21 protein-coding genes are annotated in these 17,867 nt (G+C 57.3%); 13 read left to right on the top strand and 8 right to left on the bottom strand.

Features of this window, described 5'->3' with window-relative positions; genetic code table 11:
* Positions 1 to 16 precede the first annotated feature (16 nt).
* The 3 genes from HNQ99_RS09495 to trmB all read left to right on the top strand — a co-directional run bounded on the left by HNQ99_RS09495 (position 17) and on the right by trmB (position 1,312).
* Positions 17 to 223 (top strand): circumsporozoite protein, encoded by a 207-nt coding sequence (locus HNQ99_RS09495; RefSeq protein ID WP_184475407.1) that lies wholly within the window; start codon positions 17 to 19, stop codon positions 221 to 223.
* An 82-nt stretch (positions 224 to 305) separates the two neighbouring features.
* The gene (locus tag HNQ99_RS09490; RefSeq protein ID WP_184475462.1) at positions 306 to 506 is read left to right on the top strand and encodes a hypothetical protein; all 201 of its coding nucleotides are present in this window, start codon (positions 306 to 308) and stop codon (positions 504 to 506) included.
* Between the two features lie 95 nt (positions 507 to 601).
* On the top strand, positions 602 to 1,312 hold the full coding sequence (gene trmB / locus HNQ99_RS09485) for a tRNA (guanine(46)-N(7))-methyltransferase TrmB (protein WP_184475406.1): 711 nt from the start codon (positions 602 to 604) through the stop codon (positions 1,310 to 1,312).
* Positions 1,313 to 1,410: 98 nt separating this feature from the next.
* Here the strand turns inward: trmB and HNQ99_RS09480 are convergent, their stop codons facing one another.
* Positions 1,411 to 1,962 carry a hypothetical protein gene (locus HNQ99_RS09480; RefSeq protein WP_184475405.1) on the bottom strand — a complete coding sequence of 184 codons (552 nt, stop codon included), beginning with the start codon at positions 1,960 to 1,962 and terminating at the stop codon, positions 1,411 to 1,413.
* A 183-nt stretch (positions 1,963 to 2,145) separates the two neighbouring features.
* On the bottom strand, positions 2,146 to 2,364 hold the full coding sequence (locus tag HNQ99_RS09475) for a hypothetical protein (RefSeq protein ID WP_184475404.1): 219 nt from the start codon (positions 2,362 to 2,364) through the stop codon (positions 2,146 to 2,148).
* Positions 2,365 to 2,507: 143 nt separating this feature from the next.
* On the opposite strand from HNQ99_RS09475, the gene HNQ99_RS09470 reads away from it, so the two are divergent.
* Both HNQ99_RS09470 and HNQ99_RS09465 read left to right on the top strand, forming a co-directional pair.
* Positions 2,508 to 3,629 (top strand): sensor histidine kinase, encoded by a 1,122-nt coding sequence (locus HNQ99_RS09470; protein WP_184475403.1) that lies wholly within the window; start codon positions 2,508 to 2,510, stop codon positions 3,627 to 3,629.
* Between the two features lie 37 nt (positions 3,630 to 3,666).
* Entirely contained in the window at positions 3,667 to 4,386 is a 720-nt protein-coding gene (locus HNQ99_RS09465; RefSeq protein ID WP_246414870.1) for a LytR/AlgR family response regulator transcription factor, read from the top strand.
* Positions 4,387 to 4,462: 76 nt separating this feature from the next.
* On the opposite strand, the gene HNQ99_RS09460 is transcribed toward HNQ99_RS09465, so the two are convergent.
* On the bottom strand, positions 4,463 to 4,795 hold the full coding sequence (locus tag HNQ99_RS09460; RefSeq protein WP_184475401.1) for a UrcA family protein: 333 nt from the start codon (positions 4,793 to 4,795) through the stop codon (positions 4,463 to 4,465).
* A gap of 311 nt (positions 4,796 to 5,106) precedes the next feature.
* Complete coding sequence (locus HNQ99_RS09455; protein ID WP_184475400.1) at positions 5,107 to 5,475, bottom strand: PilZ domain-containing protein; 369 nt, start codon at positions 5,473 to 5,475, stop codon at positions 5,107 to 5,109.
* Between the two features lie 222 nt (positions 5,476 to 5,697).
* Between HNQ99_RS09455 and HNQ99_RS09450 the strand changes: the two genes are divergently transcribed.
* The gene (locus HNQ99_RS09450) at positions 5,698 to 7,392 is read left to right on the top strand and encodes a thiamine pyrophosphate-binding protein (protein ID WP_246414842.1); all 1,695 of its coding nucleotides are present in this window, start codon (positions 5,698 to 5,700) and stop codon (positions 7,390 to 7,392) included.
* Positions 7,393 to 7,417: 25 nt separating this feature from the next.
* Here the strand turns inward: HNQ99_RS09450 and HNQ99_RS09445 are convergent, their stop codons facing one another.
* Positions 7,418 to 8,164 carry a hypothetical protein gene (locus HNQ99_RS09445; protein ID WP_184475398.1) on the bottom strand — a complete coding sequence of 249 codons (747 nt, stop codon included), beginning with the start codon at positions 8,162 to 8,164 and terminating at the stop codon, positions 7,418 to 7,420.
* 154 nt (positions 8,165 to 8,318) lie between these two features.
* On the opposite strand from HNQ99_RS09445, the gene HNQ99_RS09440 reads away from it, so the two are divergent.
* The 3 genes from HNQ99_RS09440 (at position 8,319) to glpX (ending at position 10,704) form a co-directional block, all read left to right on the top strand.
* The gene (locus tag HNQ99_RS09440; RefSeq protein WP_184475397.1) at positions 8,319 to 8,540 is read left to right on the top strand and encodes a hypothetical protein; all 222 of its coding nucleotides are present in this window, start codon (positions 8,319 to 8,321) and stop codon (positions 8,538 to 8,540) included.
* 135 nt (positions 8,541 to 8,675) lie between these two features.
* Positions 8,676 to 9,620: an EamA family transporter RarD gene (rarD, locus tag HNQ99_RS09435; RefSeq protein ID WP_281376785.1), complete on the top strand. Its 945-nt coding sequence runs from the start codon at positions 8,676 to 8,678 to the stop codon at positions 9,618 to 9,620.
* Positions 9,621 to 9,735: 115 nt separating this feature from the next.
* Entirely contained in the window at positions 9,736 to 10,704 is a 969-nt protein-coding gene (gene glpX, locus HNQ99_RS09430) for a class II fructose-bisphosphatase (protein WP_184475396.1), read from the top strand.
* A 93-nt stretch (positions 10,705 to 10,797) separates the two neighbouring features.
* Here the strand turns inward: glpX and HNQ99_RS09425 are convergent, their stop codons facing one another.
* Positions 10,798 to 11,199, bottom strand: a complete 402-nt coding sequence (locus HNQ99_RS09425; RefSeq protein WP_184475395.1) for a glycine zipper 2TM domain-containing protein — start codon at positions 11,197 to 11,199, stop codon at positions 10,798 to 10,800.
* 193 nt (positions 11,200 to 11,392) lie between these two features.
* Here HNQ99_RS09425 and HNQ99_RS09420 point away from each other — a divergent pair, with 193 nt between their 5' ends.
* A complete protein-coding gene (locus HNQ99_RS09420; RefSeq protein ID WP_184475394.1) occupies positions 11,393 to 12,379 on the top strand; it encodes an esterase-like activity of phytase family protein in 987 nt (328 codons plus the stop codon).
* A gap of 100 nt (positions 12,380 to 12,479) precedes the next feature.
* On the opposite strand, the gene rpmB is transcribed toward HNQ99_RS09420, so the two are convergent.
* Positions 12,480 to 12,767 (bottom strand): 50S ribosomal protein L28, encoded by a 288-nt coding sequence (gene rpmB / locus HNQ99_RS09415; RefSeq protein WP_184475393.1) that lies wholly within the window; start codon positions 12,765 to 12,767, stop codon positions 12,480 to 12,482.
* 111 nt (positions 12,768 to 12,878) lie between these two features.
* Between rpmB and HNQ99_RS09410 the strand changes: the two genes are divergently transcribed.
* Positions 12,879 to 13,355, top strand: coding sequence for a nucleoside deaminase (locus tag HNQ99_RS09410; RefSeq protein WP_407692313.1), 477 nt, complete (start codon positions 12,879 to 12,881; stop codon positions 13,353 to 13,355).
* A gap of 10 nt (positions 13,356 to 13,365) precedes the next feature.
* Here the strand turns inward: HNQ99_RS09410 and HNQ99_RS09405 are convergent, their stop codons facing one another.
* Complete coding sequence (locus tag HNQ99_RS09405) at positions 13,366 to 15,195, bottom strand: hypothetical protein (RefSeq protein ID WP_246414840.1); 1,830 nt, start codon at positions 15,193 to 15,195, stop codon at positions 13,366 to 13,368.
* A 48-nt stretch (positions 15,196 to 15,243) separates the two neighbouring features.
* Here HNQ99_RS09405 and HNQ99_RS09400 point away from each other — a divergent pair, with 48 nt between their 5' ends.
* Together HNQ99_RS09400 and HNQ99_RS09395 are read left to right on the top strand one after the other, a co-directional pair.
* Positions 15,244 to 15,669 (top strand): GtrA family protein, encoded by a 426-nt coding sequence (locus HNQ99_RS09400; protein WP_184475392.1) that lies wholly within the window; start codon positions 15,244 to 15,246, stop codon positions 15,667 to 15,669.
* A gap of 188 nt (positions 15,670 to 15,857) precedes the next feature.
* Positions 15,858 to 17,789: an acyltransferase family protein gene (locus HNQ99_RS09395; RefSeq protein ID WP_322790351.1), complete on the top strand. Its 1,932-nt coding sequence runs from the start codon at positions 15,858 to 15,860 to the stop codon at positions 17,787 to 17,789.
* Positions 17,790 to 17,867: the final 78 nt, after the last annotated feature.

The raw sequence follows: 17,867 nt of genomic DNA, 5'->3' as shown, positions 1-17,867 counted from the left end.
AGAGGGGGTTTTGCCCATGTCCAAGTCTATTGCTCTTTCGCTCGTTCTCGCCGCTTCGCTCGGCCTCGCTGCTTGCAGCGAAAAGACTCAAGAAAACGCGTCCAATGCAGCCGAGAACGCTGCCGTGACGGCGGAAAACGCAGCTGCTGATGCGATGAATGCGGCTGAAAACGCCACGGACGCGGCCGCCAACGCTGTGGATAACGCTACGAACGCGAACTGATCGCTTTCCAGCTTTTAGATTCGAGGAGGGTCGTGTCATCAGGCGCGACCCTTTTTCTTTGCCTCCTGCACTGGATATCGCAATGTCTTCCGTACCGCGCTCCATCATGCTCGCCTGCCTCCTCGCCCTCCCCTCCTGCGGCAGCAACGATAATGATCCAGGCCCCGGAGGTGTCACTGTAGGCGAGGCGGAAGCGCTGAATCAGGCTGCTGAGATGCTCGACGACAGGTTGGCCGGAAATGCCACCGGCGCGAAAACGCCCGGAAATGGGGCCAGGGACTGAAGACGGGCAACGGATTGTAGGCAAAGCCGCAACCGACCAAGCTTACCGCCAAATCCCCCTAGCCGTCTTCGCTTCATTGGGCTAGCAGGCGGACCATGTCCGATCCTACCACTTTGAACCGCCTTTACGGCCGTCGGCAAGGGCACAAGTTGCGTGCGGGCCAGGCGCAGTTGCTGGAACAACTGCTACCGCAGATCGAGGTGCCGGAGACTGGTCCTCTTGCTTCGCGTGCCTTGTTCGGCGACGATCGGCCATTGCACTTTGAAATCGGGTTCGGCTCCGGAGAGCATCTCGCCTACCGAGCCGACCTGCTGCCTGACCATGGCTTCATTGGTTGCGAACCCTTTCTCAATGGTGTGGTCGGCGCGTTGCAGCACGTTCAGAATGGCTTTTTGCCCAACATCCGGCTGCATATGGGCAATGCGCTGGATATATTGGCGCGCGTGCCGGACGGGGCGTTGAGTTTCTTGTACCTGCTTCATCCAGATCCCTGGCCCAAGGCGCGGCATGCCAAGCGGCGGATGATGAATCACGGCCCGCTTGACATGATGGCGGCCAAGCTGAAACCCGGCGGGGAATTTCGCCTCGGCACCGATCATCCGATTTATTGCCGCTGGTCGATGATGGTTATGAATCAGCGAGCAGACTTTGAATGGCTCGCACAAAGTCCCAAGGACTTTCTAAAACGGCCAGGTGGATGGCCCCAGACCCGCTATGAAGCCAAGGCAAGGCGCCTGGGTCATGAAGTCTGGTACTTCCGTTACCGGCGCAATGAGGCAGAGGCCGGCGCGCGGCATTCGATCTGAATGAGGCACAGAGGCACAGTAAACCACATCCCCGGATCGCTCGACCCGCCAGACAGGTGTCCCATGCCCATGTTCAGCGGCGCAGCACGGTGATGCGATCAGTTCGCCGGCTTCGTCGTATCCACTTTTTCCACCCACTCGGGGTAGAAGGTCGGCTCACGATTCGACCAGCCTGGCGCGGTGGCCGCGGCTTCGCTGATCGATTGCAGGAGCACCCGACGCTTGTCCGGATGCAGGTGTGGCAGGCTCGCCGCCGCGCAGAATGCCCCCGGCAGCCATGGCCGTGACGCCGCCCCGATCAGCCGCTCGTACAAGAAACGATACGCACTGAATGTCGTCAGCCGATCCTGCCCCAGATCGAAAGCCGATAGCGTCACCAGTGGAGCCATGAACGGTTCCACCTGGTCCAGTCCGCTATCATCGGGGACCAGCGACTTTATGAAATCCAGCCGGTCGTACATGCGGGATTGTGCGCGAATGCTCGCCGCTTCCACCACGTCTCGGGACCAGATTTTCATTGCGTCTTGCCGGTGCAGCCCCACGTCCAAGGACCGCCTGATATATCTCTGCGTACCAGCAGGGAAGCTAGCAAACTCTCGCATTTCAGCGAGTGTTACTTCCCCGTCCGCAGGTCTTGCACTAATGCCCATGCTCTTGCCTCCGACATATAAAATGTCTGATCAGCCGAACATGCGCCTCTTATGGTTACCTAATGATTAAGGTTCCGCTCGGCTGACATTTACATCCGACCAGATTTCTTTGTGCGTCGCAACAAAAATCGATCAGCGCAATCATCATGGTCGAATAACGGCAATGCATGCATCTCTTTAAGGTCAAGCGCCTTTATCGTCTTCTCCGCCTTCATCATCCTCTTTTTCCCAATCCTCTTTGCGATATCCCGAAGAGGGCATGGGTCGGCCGTCATCGCCCTTGCGAGCGACGCTGGGGGGATCTGAAGCGTCCATCGATTCAATAATGCCTTCGTCCAGCTGTTCCTCTTTCGTCATCAGTTCGCCCGCTTTTTTAGGACGACTTTTGGAGTCTCGCTGCATGATCTCATCCTTTTCGTTCGTCTGGGAAAACGGACCAGCCAGCCCGCAGTTCCACGCCCTCTTCGACCAACAACCCGGCCGGTTCGACGCATGACCACAGCAGGGGCAGACAGCGGGCGTTGGATACATTACTGACCGAAAGGATGAACAGGATCGCGGATGACGAGGGCCAACGGGCAGTTTCGCCTTCGATGGCGCTGTGTTCCATCCTGGGCTTCTGGCTCTTCTACATGGTCGTGGTCACGCTACGTTCGTTGGTCATGGGCTTTGAGCCTCAAGGGGAAATGGCATTTCGCCGCGGCGTGGTCACCTTGGTGGGCATCGCGATCACCTGGGGCTTGTATCTGGCGTTGCGACGTTTCGACAGCCGATCGCAGCCGACTCGCCTTGTGACTGCTTTCGTGGCAGCGGTCCCCTGCGCAATCCTTATCGCGCTGGCGAACTATTATGTCTTCAACATCTACGACCCTTCGGGACTGATGGAGGATTACCCCGCCGCCAAGGCCGCTACGGCGAAGGAGGAGGTCCATGCAATCAAGGACATCGCCGAGGTGGCGCTGTCGCGTTATTTCTTTCTATCGGCCTGGGCAGCGCTCTATCTGGCCCTGTCATATGCAGGCGAGGTCAGGCGTATCGAACGTCGGGCCGCCCGGTATGAACAGGCGGCTCAAAAAGCTGAGCTGCGGTCCCTGCGGTATCAGGTGAATCCGCACTTTCTATTCAACACCCTCAATTCCCTTTCCACCTTGGTCATGAAGGACCGGCGGGAGGAGGCGGAAGCGATGATCCTCAGCCTGTCGAATTTCTATCGCAGCAGCCTGACAGGAGACCCGCTTGATGATGTCCCGCTATCCGACGAAGTGCGATTGCAGGAACTTTATCTCAATATCGAAGCCGTTCGATTCCCCGACCGATTGATCAAGCGGATCGACATTCCGCCGGACCTCATGGATGCCTGCGTGCCGGGACTCATCCTTCAACCGCTGGTGGAGAACGCCATCAAATACGGGGTGTCGCGAGCAGCCAGGCCGGTGACGATCACCATCAGCGCGCGGCGGGATGAGGAACGACTTCATCTCAGCGTCAGCGACGATGGCGATGTCATCCCTGGGGATAGGGACAAGGGCAACGGTATAGGTCTGGCGAACGTTCGGGACCGGGTTTCCGCCCGTTTTGGCGAAAAGGCCACTATCCGATGGTATAGACCGTCCAGTAACGGTTTTGTGGTTGAACTGAGCATGCCTATAATGATGGATGGCTGCTGATTCTGCACCAGACCAAGCGGCACGTCCCCTACGGACGATGATCGTGGATGACGAACCGCTCGCGGTCGAAAGGCTGCAGATGCTGTGCGCGCGTGAGGCTCGGGTGGAGTTGGTGGGGACAGCGACAGACGGCGAATCCGCGCTTCGGCTGGTGGAAGGGGTGAGTCCCGACCTGCTGCTACTGGATATCGCAATGCCGCGTCTTGACGGTATCGGCGTAGCGCGAGTTCTGAGCCGCAGTGAACGCAATCCTTCCATTATCTTTGTTACCGCCTTCGAAGGGTTTGCCGTTGAAGCCTTTGATCTGGCCGCAGTCGACTATCTGCTGAAGCCGGTATCGCAGGAAAGGCTGGGCCGCGCCGTGGATCGGGTGCTGGCATTGACGCACACAGATCGAATCCCTCGTCCAAGCAACAGACCTTCCGTCTGGGCAGAGGATTTTTGGGTTCCTCACAAGGCCGAACTGGTCCGCATTGCCGCAACGCATATCGACCGTATCGAGGCTGAACGCGATTATATGCGTCTGTTTGTCGGACCCCGCAGCTACCTGCTGCATCAAACCATCAGTTCACTGGAACAAAGGCTGGATCCCGAACAATTCATCCGTTTGCACCGCTCTCATATTGTCAGGCGCGGCCACATCGACCGGCTTCGACATGATGGCAGCGGCGTCTGGTTTGCGCGGCTGCTCGACGGGACGGAAATACGTATTGGCCGCACCTATCTTGCGGGAACAAAAGCTATTGCCGGCCGATAGAAAAAGACCCCCGGCCTAAGGGTAGCCGGGGGCCCCGATCCAGAACGCGTATGCCCGCCCCGGATCAAGTTCTATCTCATTTCTCGACGGTCAAACTCGCAAGGCGCTCACCGTTCCGCGCGCTCTCCATGGCAAGAGCGACATCGCGGCTGCTACGAGCGCTTGCCTCGTTTCGACAGCGCTGCATGTCCTGCATTTCGGTAATATTCCGGATATCAGCTCGGCCACAAACCTTTTGGACCGCTCGCTTCACGCGCTGCTGCAGCGTAGAAGCTCCGCTATCGGAAGAAAGATCCAGATCCTCATAGCGGACCTCAACCGATCGATCGCTCGCCAGCGCAGGAGCCGATGTCAGAATCAAGCCGGCAGCGGCGAGCATTGTTTTTGCAAAACCGTTTCGAGCACGCATGACTGTTCTCCTCTGTTTTGGCACATCCTCAACCCATCGGCCCCGATTGGGGCAGAGGATGCGAAATGACTTCTTATCGCCGGTTCGGCAGAGCTATTGAGTCCCCCTCGCCGTAGCGCATCCTGGCTATATGCCGTTACGGCATGGCGATCATTCGCGCTTCGACCAGCGCCCATTACGGTCGGTGAACGACATATGCAACGACAAACAACATATGAGCGGCGACGAACAGCATCTCTGCAATTTTTGATCGCTTTTCTGGGCCTCCCGGTAATCATGTGTCGGCGCACCGATAACAGGGCACGAAAATACTATTTCCGATTAAAGCCAGGGCGATAGGTGGAGATTTCCGGCCGAAAGTAAGTGGGCACCTCATAGGGCTTCACCACTCGCTCTGTCGGTGGGGCCAATGCCTTGGCCGGGTCGATTTTTTCATGAAACTGCAGGCCGAAACAATGGCCACTAGTCCAGATGACGGTGGCATCGATGGCGCCGATATTATTCAGCAGGACAGCGACCTCCTCTCCTTTGAAAAGGATCTGGTCACTTTTCCCTCCCAGACCGCTGGCTGAAATATTGCGGACAACGATCTTGGTCGCGCCCAGCCGCGGCGACATTATCTGCGCCGTCAAAAGCCTGCTCGTTCGCGGCTCTCGCGTTTGCCCGACGTGCTCAGCCATCGTCAGCTCTTCAGGGTTGCGGGCAAAGCCCATAGCATTCCGGCGTCCCGTATAGTTCTTATATGCACCCGTCGTACAGGAACACCCTTAAAGAACCTTAAAACGAAGTTATCAAACCGTAACGATCCTCACGATCTACGTTCTTCGGGAAACATGCATTGGAATATATTCGTTGACTTGCAGGCGGCTGATAAGGGAACCTACCGACGGAGGGTTGAGCAATTGACCAAGACCGATCCCCATTCCCCGCCGGCCCGACGGACCGCTGCCGCACTGCTGGTCAGACAACTGGAGATTCAAGGGATTGAGCATATCTTCTGCGTGCCGGGCGAAAGCTTTTTGGCCGTACTGGACGCACTCATCGACAGTTCGATCAATGTAACCGTCTGCCGCCACGAAGGCGGAGCGGCCATGATGGCCGAGGCAATCGGCAAGCTGACCGGAAGGCCTGCCGCCTGCTTCGTCACCCGCGGCCCCGGCGCCAGCAATGCAATGCAGGGCCTGCACATCGCCCGGCAGGATTCGACGCCGCTTTTGCTTTTTATTGGGCAAGTAGAGCGTCACGTCCGCGGGCGCGAAGCGTGGCAGGAACTGGACTATGATGCCGTTTTTGGCTCAATCGCCAAATGGGTCGCCGAAATCACCGACGCGGAGCGCATTCCCGAAATCATCTCCCGTGCCATGCACATGACATTGAACGGACGCCCCGGACCGGTCGTGGTCGCGCTTCCCGAAGATCTGTTGTCGGATATAAGCGACGCGCTTGACTGCCCGAAGGCGGTGGCTACGGAAACCTATCCCAATGGCGAACATATCCAGCAGTTTCAGGCATTTTTGGAAAAAGCGGAAAAGCCGCTCGCCATTGTTGGCGGATCGCGCTGGACCGCGGACACAGTGAAAGCATTTGCGGCGCTGGCAGAACGGTGGCGGCTGCCTGTCGCTGTATCGATGCGTCGGCAAATGCTGTTTCCCGCTGATCATGATTGCTTCGCCGGCGACCTCGGCTTTGGGGCCAACCCCAGGCTGGTCGAACACGCCAAGCAAGCTGACCTGCTGCTGCTGCTCGGCACCCGGATGTCGGAAGTGACGAGCCAGAACTATAGCATCATGGACATACCCAAGCCCCGGCAATCCGTGATCCATGTTCATGCCGATCCGCTGGAGCTGGGTCGGGTTTATCGTGCGGACCTTGCAATCAATGCGACGCCTTCCGGAATGATTGCGGCAATGCGGGACATCATCCTCCCCCCTTCGCCCCAGCGATCCGCTTTCTGCGCGGCTGTCCGACAGGATTTTGTAAACTGGAACGATACAAGCGTTGCTGATCCGCCCGGAGCGTTTCAACCCGCCCGAATGATGCAATGGCTTGGCGAGAAGCTGCCTGAAGATGCAATCATCTGCAACGGCGCTGGCAATTATGCGATCTGGGTGCATCGTTTCCACCGCTTCCGCGCTTTTGGGACGCAATTGGCCCCGACCTCCGGCTCAATGGGCTATGGCCTGCCTGCGGCCGTCGCGGCCAAGCGCCTCTACTCCGACCGCATGGTGATCGCCTTTGCAGGCGACGGCTGCTTCTTGATGAATGGGCAGGAGTTTGCGACCGCCGTCCAATATGATCTGCCGATCATCGTGATCGTCATGGACAACGGCATGTACGGTACGATCCGAATGCATCAAGAGCGGCAGTTTCCAGGCCGCGTGATCGCAACCGATCTGCGCAATCCCGATTTTGCCGCCTATGCACGTGCATTTGGCGGCCATGGCGAGCGGGTGGAGCGAACAGAAGAATTCGGTCCCGCGTTTGAAAGGGCGCTTTCCTCAGGCAAGCCAGCAATCATTCATTGCCTGATGGATCCAGAGGCGATCACACCATCAGCCACATTGTCCGAGATACGAGCCGGGGCACATGGAAAGTGACCACCTTAGCATTCGGGAAGAGGGATCAGCTTCCGTTATTGGCCACGATGTCTACGGCGGTTCCTCCGCTTTCATGTTTGGCGAAGGTGATGAAATAGGCGCCGTCGTCCTTACTTCTCACGCCGCCCAATACATGTTCGCCATTCAGGAGCTGATGTTCGGCATCAAAGCCCGCTCTTAGTGCCTTGGTATAATAAAAATCGATAACCGGCTGCATTGGCTGGTTCGTGACGAAGCTGACAGCGCGCAGGTTGCAATTGGCATTCTCTGAGCCCGCGGCCTCCATCAGTCGAGCCTTGGGGTAAACTGCAAATGTCTTGGGCAGCCGATTGGCCCATCCCATTCCATATTGCAGGTTCGCCTCGCAGCCTCCCCTCCCCTTGCCGCGCTGGCCTTGCTGGCGGGCCAGCGCGCCCAGGGTCACAGGAGCGCTCGTTTCACATCCGGGACAAGGCGCGGCTTCGACAGCCTTGGGCGCCCGAAAAAGCTTACCGCCGATGGGCGCATCATATTGGGTCGCAAGTACGTGCGGCGGCAGCGCTCCCGTGCCTGGCCGATCAGGTGGCCGAACGGCGTTGGTATTGGAACGGCTTGCCAGTTCCGGATCGACAATGATCTGGTCCTCAAGAGCACCTCTCAAAGCCGGATCACTGGCATTGGTGAGGCTTTCATCCAGCGAAGCCAGGTTACGATCAGCGTCGTCATCACGTCCGCAGCCTGTCAAGGACAGTGCAAAGATCGCGGAAAGCGTGAATAGCTTATTGGCCAACATGCCGGTGTGCTCCTTCCAATCGTGAGCAGACATGCAGCATTTCGGTTAAATTTGGGTTAGGAATCAATGCGGCAGCAATGATTGCCGCCACAACCCTGCGTTGTTGGCACATAAAACCCTTGCTGCGCCTCAGGCATAAGGGCATTTAAGAGCCATGCTGAGCGTGCTGGCATCCCTCATCGGCTTCGTGGCCTTGATCCTGATGATACCCACTGTCATCCCATTCCTGGGATGGGCAAATTGGTTGATAGTTCCCATAGCCCTTGCCGGCGCAGTCATCGGCTCCTTTTCTTCCAGAAATACAGGTCGAAATTTCTGCCTGATCGTCGCAGCCATCGGCGGCCTTCGGCTGTTCATCGGCGGCGGCATTATCTGACAATTCCTTCGGCAAGGGGTTGAACCATGGCTCGTCATAGCCATTGACGAACCAGGCGCCGGCCGATCTTAATCGCCGTTTCTAACGACATCATCTTCTGGCCCCGCCGTTGCAACGGTTCTCGCAAGGAATTTCATGCCTACTTCCACATCCGCTCAAACCGCCCCCGTGTTGGAAACTCGTGCGATGGCGCGCGGAGGAATTGCTGCGGGTATGGGCGCTTATCTGACTTGGGGTTTCCTTCCGCTCTATTTTCTGGTCCTGGACAGCGTTTCCCCGCTGGAAATTGTTGCAAGCCGGATCATTTGGTCGCTCTGCTTGCTGCTGGTTATATTGACCCTGCGCGGCACGCTCGGGCATTTTGGCCAAATATTGAATGATGGGCGGGTCATGCTCACCCTGGCGGCGACCTCAGCGCTCATTGCAATCAACTGGCTTGTCTATATCTGGGCCGTCCACGACAACCATGTTGTGGCTGCGAGCCTGGGATATTTCTTGAATCCTCTGGCCAATGTGCTCCTCGGCTTTGTCGTGTTGAAGGAGCGGCTAAGGCGATTGCAATGGATGGCCTTGGCACTCACCACGATCGGTGTGGCGATGATGGCCGTTTCCGCACTCGATACAATCTGGATCAGTCTGGCTCTCGCAGCTTCATTCTCGTTATATGGGCTCATTCGCAAGATGGCACCCGTGACGGCCTTGCAGGGACTTGCAGCCGAAACGCTCATCCTCGCTCCATTTTCGCTGGCCTATATGGGATGGCTCGCCGCCGCCGGATCCCTGGCATTCGGCGCCAATCCAATGACCACCGGCCTTCTGGTGCTCTCCGGCGTCGTAACCTCGGTTCCGTTGTTGCTCTTTGCCGTAGCTGCCAAAAGGATGACCTATTCCACGCTGGGCCTATTGCAATATATCGCTCCGACCTTGCAGTTGCTGCTCGGCGTCCTTGTTTTTGGAGAAACACTGACCGCCGGACAATTATCGAGCTTCGGGCTGATCTGGGCGGGACTTATCCTTTATAGCACGGCAAGTCTCCATCAGGCGCGTGCGGAACAAAACGCTCTGCCGGGTATCGAATGACGGCAGCGGATAAAGACACTCAAAACACCGTCTGAAGGAGGGAGACGTTCTCGACAATGCAACATGGCTCGCTTATCGAAGTCCCGGTAAGCACATATGGAAGGATATAAGTTAGATGGTAAGCGCCAGCCACGTACTTGACCGCGTTCTTGTTCTGGAGATGGTGCGCGTCACCGAAGCCGCGGCTATCTCTGCATCGAAGCTGATCGGCCGGGGCGACGAGAAGGCCGCCGACGCCGCTGCCGTAGAGGCGATGCGCAAGGCATTCAACGACCTGGCCATCGACGGCACTGTGGTCATCGGGGAAGGTGAACGCGACGAAGCTCCGATGCTGTACATCGGCGAAAAGGTCGGCAACGCGATAGGCAGCGGCCCCCGGATCGATATCGCGCTGGACCCGCTGGAAGGCACCACGATTACGGCAAAGGCAGGTCCGAACGCGCTCGCCGTGCTCGCCATCGCGGAGGAAGGATGCCTTCTCAATGCCCCTGATGTCTATATGGACAAGCTTGCAATTGGGCCGGGCTATTCTCCCGGCCTGATCGATCTCAACAAATCGGTCCGCGAAAATGTAGAGGCAGTCGCGCGTGAAAAGGGCGTCGAGCCTGGCGACATTATCGTGTGCGTATTGGACCGGCCGCGCCATGAAAAATTGATTGCCGAACTTCGCGAGATCGGCTGCGGCATCATGCTGATCCCCGACGGCGACGTTGCTGGCGTCATCGCAACTACCGATCCCGATACAACCATCGATATCTATATGGGTTCGGGCGGCGCGCCTGAAGGCGTGCTTGCGGCCGCGGCGCTGCGTTGCGTTGGCGGACAATTCAAAGGCCGTCTGCTCTTCCGCAACGATGACGAACGTTCGCGTGCGCGCAAATGGGGCATCGACGACCTGGACCGCATCTACGACCTTAACGACCTGGCCAAGGGCGACTGCATCTTTGCCGCTACCGGCGTTACCGACGGCTCATTGCTTCAGGGCGTAAAGCGTCTGCGCGGTGGTGCGATGACCACCGAAAGCGTCGTGATGAGGGCCAGTTCCGGCACCATTCGCTGGGTAAAGGGCGAACACCGGCTTTAGAATGTGCTGACTTGGAGTTATCCCTATCTCCGTTCATCTAAATCGAAAAGCCACCCCAGATCACTAGGGCGGCTTCTCGATTTGCACGCGGGTTTAGCAGTCGCGATCGATTGCACGACCCGCTACGGCGCCGACGCCCGCACCGATAATGGTGCCCGCCGTGCGGTCACCCCGCCGCCCGGCAATCTCATTGCCCAGCAAGCCGCCTGCGATCGCACCGATAATGGTGCCGCCCGTGCCGCTGTCGCACCGGCCCCTGTAAGAGCGCCGGTCGCTATAGTAGCGGCGATCCGACCCGCGATAATAACGGTCCCCACGGTAGTAGCGGTCACCGCGATAATAGCGGTCGCCCCGGTAACTCCGGCTCCGGTCATAATCGCGATAATAGTCGCCGCGTTCATACCCATGGCGAGCCATTGCGGGAGCGGTGGGAACGGCTACCGCCGTCAGGACGGCCGCCGCCGCGCTTAACGAAAGCAGAAATTTCTTCATCATCTGGCTCCTTCATCCAGAATGGCGCTTGCTTCAAAGCCGGAACCCGAAGCCTTCGCGACCCAGATCCATTCGACCCTGCCTTTATGGGCGATTCGGTTTGAGCCAAAACTGAACGCGCATGTTATCCGCCGTTCACATTGCTGCTTTCAGATTAACCATGACAGCCATTGTCTTACCGCGTTAGAGCATAGCAATGTTTCGCCTGATGCTGATCCTGTTCGTCGCTGTCATCCTGCTCCCCGCGCCCAAGTCCAGCAAGGAGATCAGGACAGTGCCAGGAGCGCTGCTGATTAGTGCCAAGCCGGTGCCACTGAATACGTCCGATCCGCAACAGCGCGAAATCGGCCGTCTGGAATATCTCGAAGGATGGGAGCTGAAGAGCGACCATCCCTCCTTTGGAGGTTTGTCGGCCATGGTCCTAAGGCCGGACGGTCGCATCATAGCCCTTAATGACAGCGGGGACCTGTTCGGACTGCGCCTGCCCCACGAAAACGAAGGCATTAGAGAGTTCATCGCGCCTCTCCCCATACGACCGGAGGAACGCAACTGGCCGAAATGGAAATGGGATTCAGAGGGGTTAATGTACGATCCCGAAAGCAACCGATATTGGGTAACCTTTGAGCTCATTCATCGCATCTGCCGCTATTCCCCTGCCTTCGCGCGTGTCGAGGAGTGTCAGGAACCCAAAGCGATGCGAGATTGGCCAAGCACCGCTGGCGCCGAAGCGGCCGTCCGCCTGCCGGACGGGCGATTCCTGATTTTCGCGGAGGGGGCCTATGGTCCAAAGGGAAGCACGGAGATCTTGCTGTTTTCCAGCGACCCTGCCGCACCTGGACCAGCGCCCGTCCGGCTCGGCTATCAACCTCCGCAGGGTTATCGAATTACCGATGCGGCTTGGCTGGAACCGGGAAAGCTATTGACCCTCAATCGACGAGTAACGATCTTCGATGGCTTCACGACGAAGCTTGCCATGGTTGATATCGATGACCTTTCGTCCGGCAAACTACTTCAGGCGCAGGAGATAGCCACGCTTCGCCCGCCGCTGCTTGCGGATAATTTCGAAGGGCTGGCGGTCTCCAGCGAAGGCAAGCGGCATATTGTCTGGATGGCATCGGACGATAACCACCAGTTTTTCCAGCGGACGCTATTGCTGAAATTCTCGCTGAAGCCGCCGGAATAGATTTAGCGCTATCATTAACGCAGTCGCCTGTTCCCGCAGGCACGAAAAAAGCGGCCCCATCAGAGCCGCTCTCTTCATTCGCCAAAATTCAAAAGGAGCTTCAGGCCGCCTTCTGCTTCTTCACGATATCGCGCTTCAGACGACGTGCGCGCAGGGACAGCTTTTCGTCGTTGGTCTTCAGCAGCCAGTTATCCAGACCGCCAACATGTTCCACCGAACGAAGGCCGTGGGTCGACACGCGAAGCGTCACGCTCTTTTCCAGCGCTTCGGAGATCAGCGTCACATCCTGCAGGTTGGGCAGGAACACGCGCTTGGTCTTGTTGTTGGCGTGGGAAACATTGTGACCCACCTGGCGGGTTTTGCCGGTCAGCTCGCAAATACGCGACATAATCTTAAAGCCTTGTTCTTCGGGTTTATCCGGAAAGACCGCGCGGATAACGGACATCGGACGAATCGTCAACCGCGCTTTTAAGCTTTTCCCCTATTCTCGCAACCGCTCATGGTTATAACCGCCGCCATGTCGTCTTTTCCTTTACCTCCACCCATGCGCCGCGCCCTTGATCTCGCCCAGGCGGCGGCAGAGGCGGGTGAAGTGCCCATCGGTGCGGTGGTCACCATGAACGGCATCATCATTGGCGAAGGCGAGAACCGCAATCGGCGGGACAACGACCCCACCGCTCATGCGGAGATCGTGGCCCTGCGTCAAGCGGCTCAGACCCTCAGCGATTTCCGGCTGACCGGCTGCGACCTTTGGGTAACGCTGGAACCCTGCGCCATGTGTGCGGGTGCTGCATCCCATGCCCGCATAGCGCGCCTCTATTACGGCGCCAGCGATCCCAAGGGCGGGGCCGTGGAACATGGCGGTCGTCTCTTTACTCAGCCTCAGTGCCTGCACCGGCCGGATGTCTATAGCGGGCTCGGCGAAAGCGAAGCGGCAGAGATTCTGCGGACATTCTTCGCCGAGCGCCGGGATTAGCCGAAAAGTATCACCGCTCAATCCGGTACAGCTTGTAGGGCAGCCCCTCGCCCAGATCCACGGGGCTTAACCAGGCAGGCACCTTCCCCTTCGCCATCTGCGCATAAAAGCCCTTGGGGCTGCGCGCCTGATAGACGGTTCCCTCCGGGAAATTCGGGCAGATCAGCAGATAACTGGCCCCACGCGCCCTTGCGATGAGCCGGAAACCCTCAGGTGGTCCGTCAAAGGCGTGATGAATATCCAGAATGGCTTTTTCATTCCGATGATAGGGTCCGGCAATGGCGCTATGGTGTGTTACAGCCAGGATACGCGGCCCAAGATCGACCATCGTGAAGATAGTCGCAGGCGGCAAGCGGTTGAGAGGCTCAAGTGCAGGCAATGTGCGACACTTTGCGCTGGCGGACCGGACGATCTGCCGCCTTGTGCCGGGCTTTGCCTTATCGAAGCTCAGGGTGAGTTCATACGCGCCAAACACTCCCGCCACCAGCACAACGCCCGCCAGAGCAGCCAAGCGCATCCCAGTCCTTTTAGTGAAGAACAAAGCAGACAGGCATGAGTAGGCAAAGGCGGCAACGCCCGGTATCGCCAGCAATTGCGCGGCGGGTGCGGCCCTTGTCTGCCAAAACAGCAGCACGAAAGAAAACACCGAAAGCAGCGCCACTGTCAGCCACGGCCAGAACCGCCCAGGCTCCCGCCGATACAGGAAGCAGGCGACGATCGATACCAGTATGCCCGGTATGGGCAGCGCCAGCAGCGGCCGGACGACATCCTCCGATTGTTTATAGATTGGCTTTGCCTCGCGGATATTGTCGAGCCAGAGCCGGTTAAGCTCGGGCGAAATCTGATAGGCTCCCGACAAACATTGCGGCCACACCAACCACGCTCCGGCAGCCAAGAACAACGCCACGACCCCGCCCGCCGTCAGCCTCGCCTGCCAGCTTCGAAGAGGCAGCAGCGATAGCAGGACCATTCCCGCCCCCGCCACCGCAAGGATCGACAGCCACACTGGCGAGAGAGCATCACAAACAGGCGCTCTGTTGTCATGGCTGGCAAATACCAGGAAACCGAACCCAACTCCCCCCGCAAGGCCAAGCGCATAGGTCTGCATGCGGCAGACTTGCCTCGCATCGGCAACCCAGCGCAAAGCGATCACTCCCCCGGTCGCCGCCAGGTAAACGATCATCTCCATGCCGATGGCGACGGAAATCGCACTAGCAATGCCAGCGACGAGCCCGCCTCTTGCGGCCCTGTGATCGGCAAGCCCGGCCAGCGCGACCAGCGTCATGGCCAGTTGCCAGCCATGATGATCCACGCGCATCGGCATGAACATAGACAGCGCCATTCCGGCAGACAGCGGCGCGAAAATGGCTATGCACCAGCTATTTCCGCCTACCAGCCGCCGCATCACAAAGCCAAGCGCCAACATTGCCGGAAGTAGCGGCAGCAAAGGCGCAAGACCCGCCCCCAGCCGATCCGCCTGCCCGACATCCATGAACGCCCTGAAAAACAACATCAGCGCCGCAAGCGGCAGATCGACTATCCGCGACCAGTGGATGTTCGCGCCATTGGGCGGGTCGAGCCGATGCTGGCGTAGGTCATACCACCCCTGTCCCGCCAGCCAGTCCCTGACCTGCAGAAACCGCATATTGTCATCGGTGTCATTCAACGCCAGCCAGTGAATGGCATTCCAGCGTTCGATCAGGAACCATGCGCAAAGGCAGACCCATGCAATGACGGTCAGCGCTTTCCAATGCACATGCGCCCAGGCGCCGAGCCGATGGCCAAGCCGCACCAGGCCTTTCCAGCCCCACGATTTCTTCAGCGCACCGCTTTCCAACATGAGCGCCCGGCATTAATGCCCCAAAAAATAAGCGCAACGGGAAATGCAATGAAGAAGCTGGATCAGATAGCGGCGATGGAACCGGAAATGCGCGTGCTGCTAGCGCAGTTGGGACGCTATGCCGCGACCGGCTTGGCGGTGACGGCTCTACAAGCGCTCATCTACTGGCTGTTGGCGACACCGGTGAAGCTGCATCCCCAGCTGGCCAATGGCATAGCCTATCTCTTCGCGGTCGCGCTGGGATATGTTCTGCACAGCGCCTTCACCTTCCGCGGTCATGGCGCACGCGACAAGACCGCGATCCGCGGCATTCGCTTCATACTGGTGTCGCTGGTCAGCCTCGGCCTCAATGCGATGTGGGTACAGATTTTTGTCGTCTGGCTGGACTGGGCGACTTGGGTGCCGGTGCCTTTCATGCTGTTCGTAACGCCCTTCGTGGTGTTCGGTCTCAACAGGCAGTGGGTTTTCCGATGAGGGTCTGATTGGGGATAAGGGGTTGATTAGCCAAAATCCCCAACTGACCGGACACGCCGGCTATGATATATACGGCGAACGGAAAGCAGGCGGCCGAAGATGGCGGTCCGCCACCACCAATTCACTGTTGAATCTGGCAACCGATTGCCTGTTTTGTCTCTGTTTCTTGTTCCTTTCATTCGGGGGATGTGTTGGAGTACAGAAAGGAGATAGATGGGCTAAGATCGGTTGCCGTTGTTCCCGTTATTCTGTTTCATGCAGGCGTCGGCTTGTTCAGCGGTGGTTATGTCGGTGTAGACATATTCTTCGTCATAAGCGGCTATCTCATTACCACCTTGTTATTATCGGACATTGAACGTAACAGCTTTTCTATCCTGAAATTTTATAAACGGCGCGCTCGCAGAATTCTACCGGCGCTAATGCTTGTACTTTCATTTTGCCTGTTCATGGCATGGTTTACTATCATGCCCGTAGATATGCGGGACTTCATGGAAAGCGTGCTCGCTGTCTCGCTTTTCTCTTCCAACATATTGTTTTGGCGAGAAGCAGGCTATTTCGATGCGGTGTCGGATTTTAAACCCCTGCTTCATACCTGGAGCTTGGGCGTCGAGGAGCAATATTACATTATTTTTCCACCGATGCTCTTTCTGCTGTGGCGTTTCGGCGGCCGTTGGAAAATAGCGGGAATTATGTCTCTATTGTGCTGCAGTTTCGCGGTGGCGCAATGGAGTGTGGCGCATGCGCCAATGGCCGCCTTCTTCCTTTTGCCGTCACGCGGATGGGAATTGCTGGTCGGATCGGTCACCGCAATCTATCTGAAACGAAATCCACCGCCGGGCGACGGCGTCACGAGCCATTTGCTCAGCTTGGCTGGCCTCGTCCTGATAGCAGTATCAACATTCATCTATGACAACAGCACGCCCTTTCCGGGCTATTATGCGCTTGTACCCGTTATTGGGACGGCAATGGTCATATTGTTCGCAGTGGATGGCACATTGGCCAACAGGCTGCTTTGCACGAAACCGTTGGTCACGATCGGGCTCATAAGTTACAGCGCCTATCTCTGGCACCAGCCTTTGCTGGTCTTTGCCCGCTTCAAAAGCCTTAGCGAACCCACCCCACTCTACTTGCTCGCCATTGCCTCCCTTTCCTTCCCTCTGGCATATCTCAGCTGGCGTTTTGTGGAACTGCCCTTCCGTAAGCGCCACTTTCTTTCACGAAGTCAGGTTTTCATAGCCGCCTCGGGAATGATCGCGCTGTTTAGCGCTCTGGGTCTATGGGGTCATTATTCCAACGGTTTTCCCCGTCGCTCCATAGTGACCCGATTGAACGTGATGAACTACGAACCTGACAATCGCATGCTGCAGGAAAAGAGCTGGAAATATCTGCGGGAAAGGAGCGGCGACCGGAATTACGGTGTCGAGGGCAATCCCTATGACCTTGAACCCTGGTTTACGAAATCGCCGAAAAAGAACGTTCTTCTTATCGGCAATTCCCACTCCAAGGACATGTACAACACGTTGATCCACAGCCGGGATTTCATGGCGCATTTTGAAGTCGCGCGCCTTGGAAGCCAAATCCGGGGTTTGAAGCCAAGTCTATTTAATGTCCCGAACTACAAAGCGGCCAATATTATCGTCCTCGTCTCGCGCTTCGATCCTTCCGATTTTGATGATGTGGACTGGTTATTCAGGAAGGTTCTCAACGACGGTAAAAAGATTGCAATAGTGAGAACCTTGTTCGAACTGCCGCAATATGGCCAAAACAATGTGGCCGACATGATTGTTCAGAGGTCGATTGCCGGAGGCTGGCGAGATCCACAAGCAATAAGTTCCAGGATAAACCGAACCTATTTCAACGAATATCGCAATGGTTGGAGAGTTGAGCCTGACTTACATGGTGACCGAAAAATCGACGCACTTAAGCTGAGATATCCCAGCATAATCGTACTGAATAGAATGGATTACATCTGCAATCCACAAAAATCGATCTGTTATGCTATTGATACAAGCCTTAAAAAATATTTTTACGGTGACGGACACAACACTTTAGCCGGTTCGGCAGTGTTCGGAAAACGTATCGACGAGACGCACTGGGCAGTTCCGCTCCTCAAGCCATGATCTCGTCGAACGCCAAAGCAACCGTTCACGCAATCACGGTCGCCACGCAATTGGCCGGGGCAGTTGCTGCTTATTTGT

Origin of the sequence: Rhizorhapis suberifaciens (assembly GCF_014200045.1) — a bacterium.
Lineage (GTDB): Bacteria > Pseudomonadota > Alphaproteobacteria > Sphingomonadales > Sphingomonadaceae > Rhizorhapis > Rhizorhapis suberifaciens.
This window is presented reverse-complemented; position numbering and strand designations above follow the sequence as displayed.

Coding starts and splice junctions, on each gene's coding strand:
- HNQ99_RS09460 (WP_184475401.1), bottom strand. CDS start 4,795: ATGCGTGCTCGAAACGGTTTTGCAAAAACAATGCTCGCCGCTGCCGGC.
- HNQ99_RS09455 (WP_184475400.1), bottom strand. CDS start 5,475: ATGGCTGAGCACGTCGGGCAAACGCGAGAGCCGCGAACGAGCAGGCTT.
- rarD (WP_281376785.1), top strand. CDS start 8,676: ATGCCTACTTCCACATCCGCTCAAACCGCCCCCGTGTTGGAAACTCGT.
- HNQ99_RS09440 (WP_184475397.1), top strand. CDS start 8,319: ATGCTGAGCGTGCTGGCATCCCTCATCGGCTTCGTGGCCTTGATCCTG.
- HNQ99_RS09425 (WP_184475395.1), bottom strand. CDS start 11,199: ATGATGAAGAAATTTCTGCTTTCGTTAAGCGCGGCGGCGGCCGTCCTG.
- HNQ99_RS09475 (WP_184475404.1), bottom strand. CDS start 2,364: ATGCAGCGAGACTCCAAAAGTCGTCCTAAAAAAGCGGGCGAACTGATG.
- HNQ99_RS09410 (WP_407692313.1), top strand. CDS start 12,879: ATGGTTATAACCGCCGCCATGTCGTCTTTTCCTTTACCTCCACCCATG.
- HNQ99_RS09495 (WP_184475407.1), top strand. CDS start 17: ATGTCCAAGTCTATTGCTCTTTCGCTCGTTCTCGCCGCTTCGCTCGGC.
- glpX (WP_184475396.1), top strand. CDS start 9,736: ATGGTAAGCGCCAGCCACGTACTTGACCGCGTTCTTGTTCTGGAGATG.
- HNQ99_RS09480 (WP_184475405.1), bottom strand. CDS start 1,962: ATGGGCATTAGTGCAAGACCTGCGGACGGGGAAGTAACACTCGCTGAA.
- HNQ99_RS09445 (WP_184475398.1), bottom strand. CDS start 8,164: ATGTTGGCCAATAAGCTATTCACGCTTTCCGCGATCTTTGCACTGTCC.
- rpmB (WP_184475393.1), bottom strand. CDS start 12,767: ATGTCGCGTATTTGCGAGCTGACCGGCAAAACCCGCCAGGTGGGTCAC.
- HNQ99_RS09465 (WP_246414870.1), top strand. CDS start 3,667: ATGATCGTGGATGACGAACCGCTCGCGGTCGAAAGGCTGCAGATGCTG.
- HNQ99_RS09400 (WP_184475392.1), top strand. CDS start 15,244: ATGAAGAAGCTGGATCAGATAGCGGCGATGGAACCGGAAATGCGCGTG.
- trmB (WP_184475406.1), top strand. CDS start 602: ATGTCCGATCCTACCACTTTGAACCGCCTTTACGGCCGTCGGCAAGGG.
- HNQ99_RS09470 (WP_184475403.1), top strand. CDS start 2,508: ATGAACAGGATCGCGGATGACGAGGGCCAACGGGCAGTTTCGCCTTCG.
- HNQ99_RS09490 (WP_184475462.1), top strand. CDS start 306: ATGTCTTCCGTACCGCGCTCCATCATGCTCGCCTGCCTCCTCGCCCTC.
- HNQ99_RS09420 (WP_184475394.1), top strand. CDS start 11,393: ATGTTTCGCCTGATGCTGATCCTGTTCGTCGCTGTCATCCTGCTCCCC.
- HNQ99_RS09405 (WP_246414840.1), bottom strand. CDS start 15,195: ATGTTGGAAAGCGGTGCGCTGAAGAAATCGTGGGGCTGGAAAGGCCTG.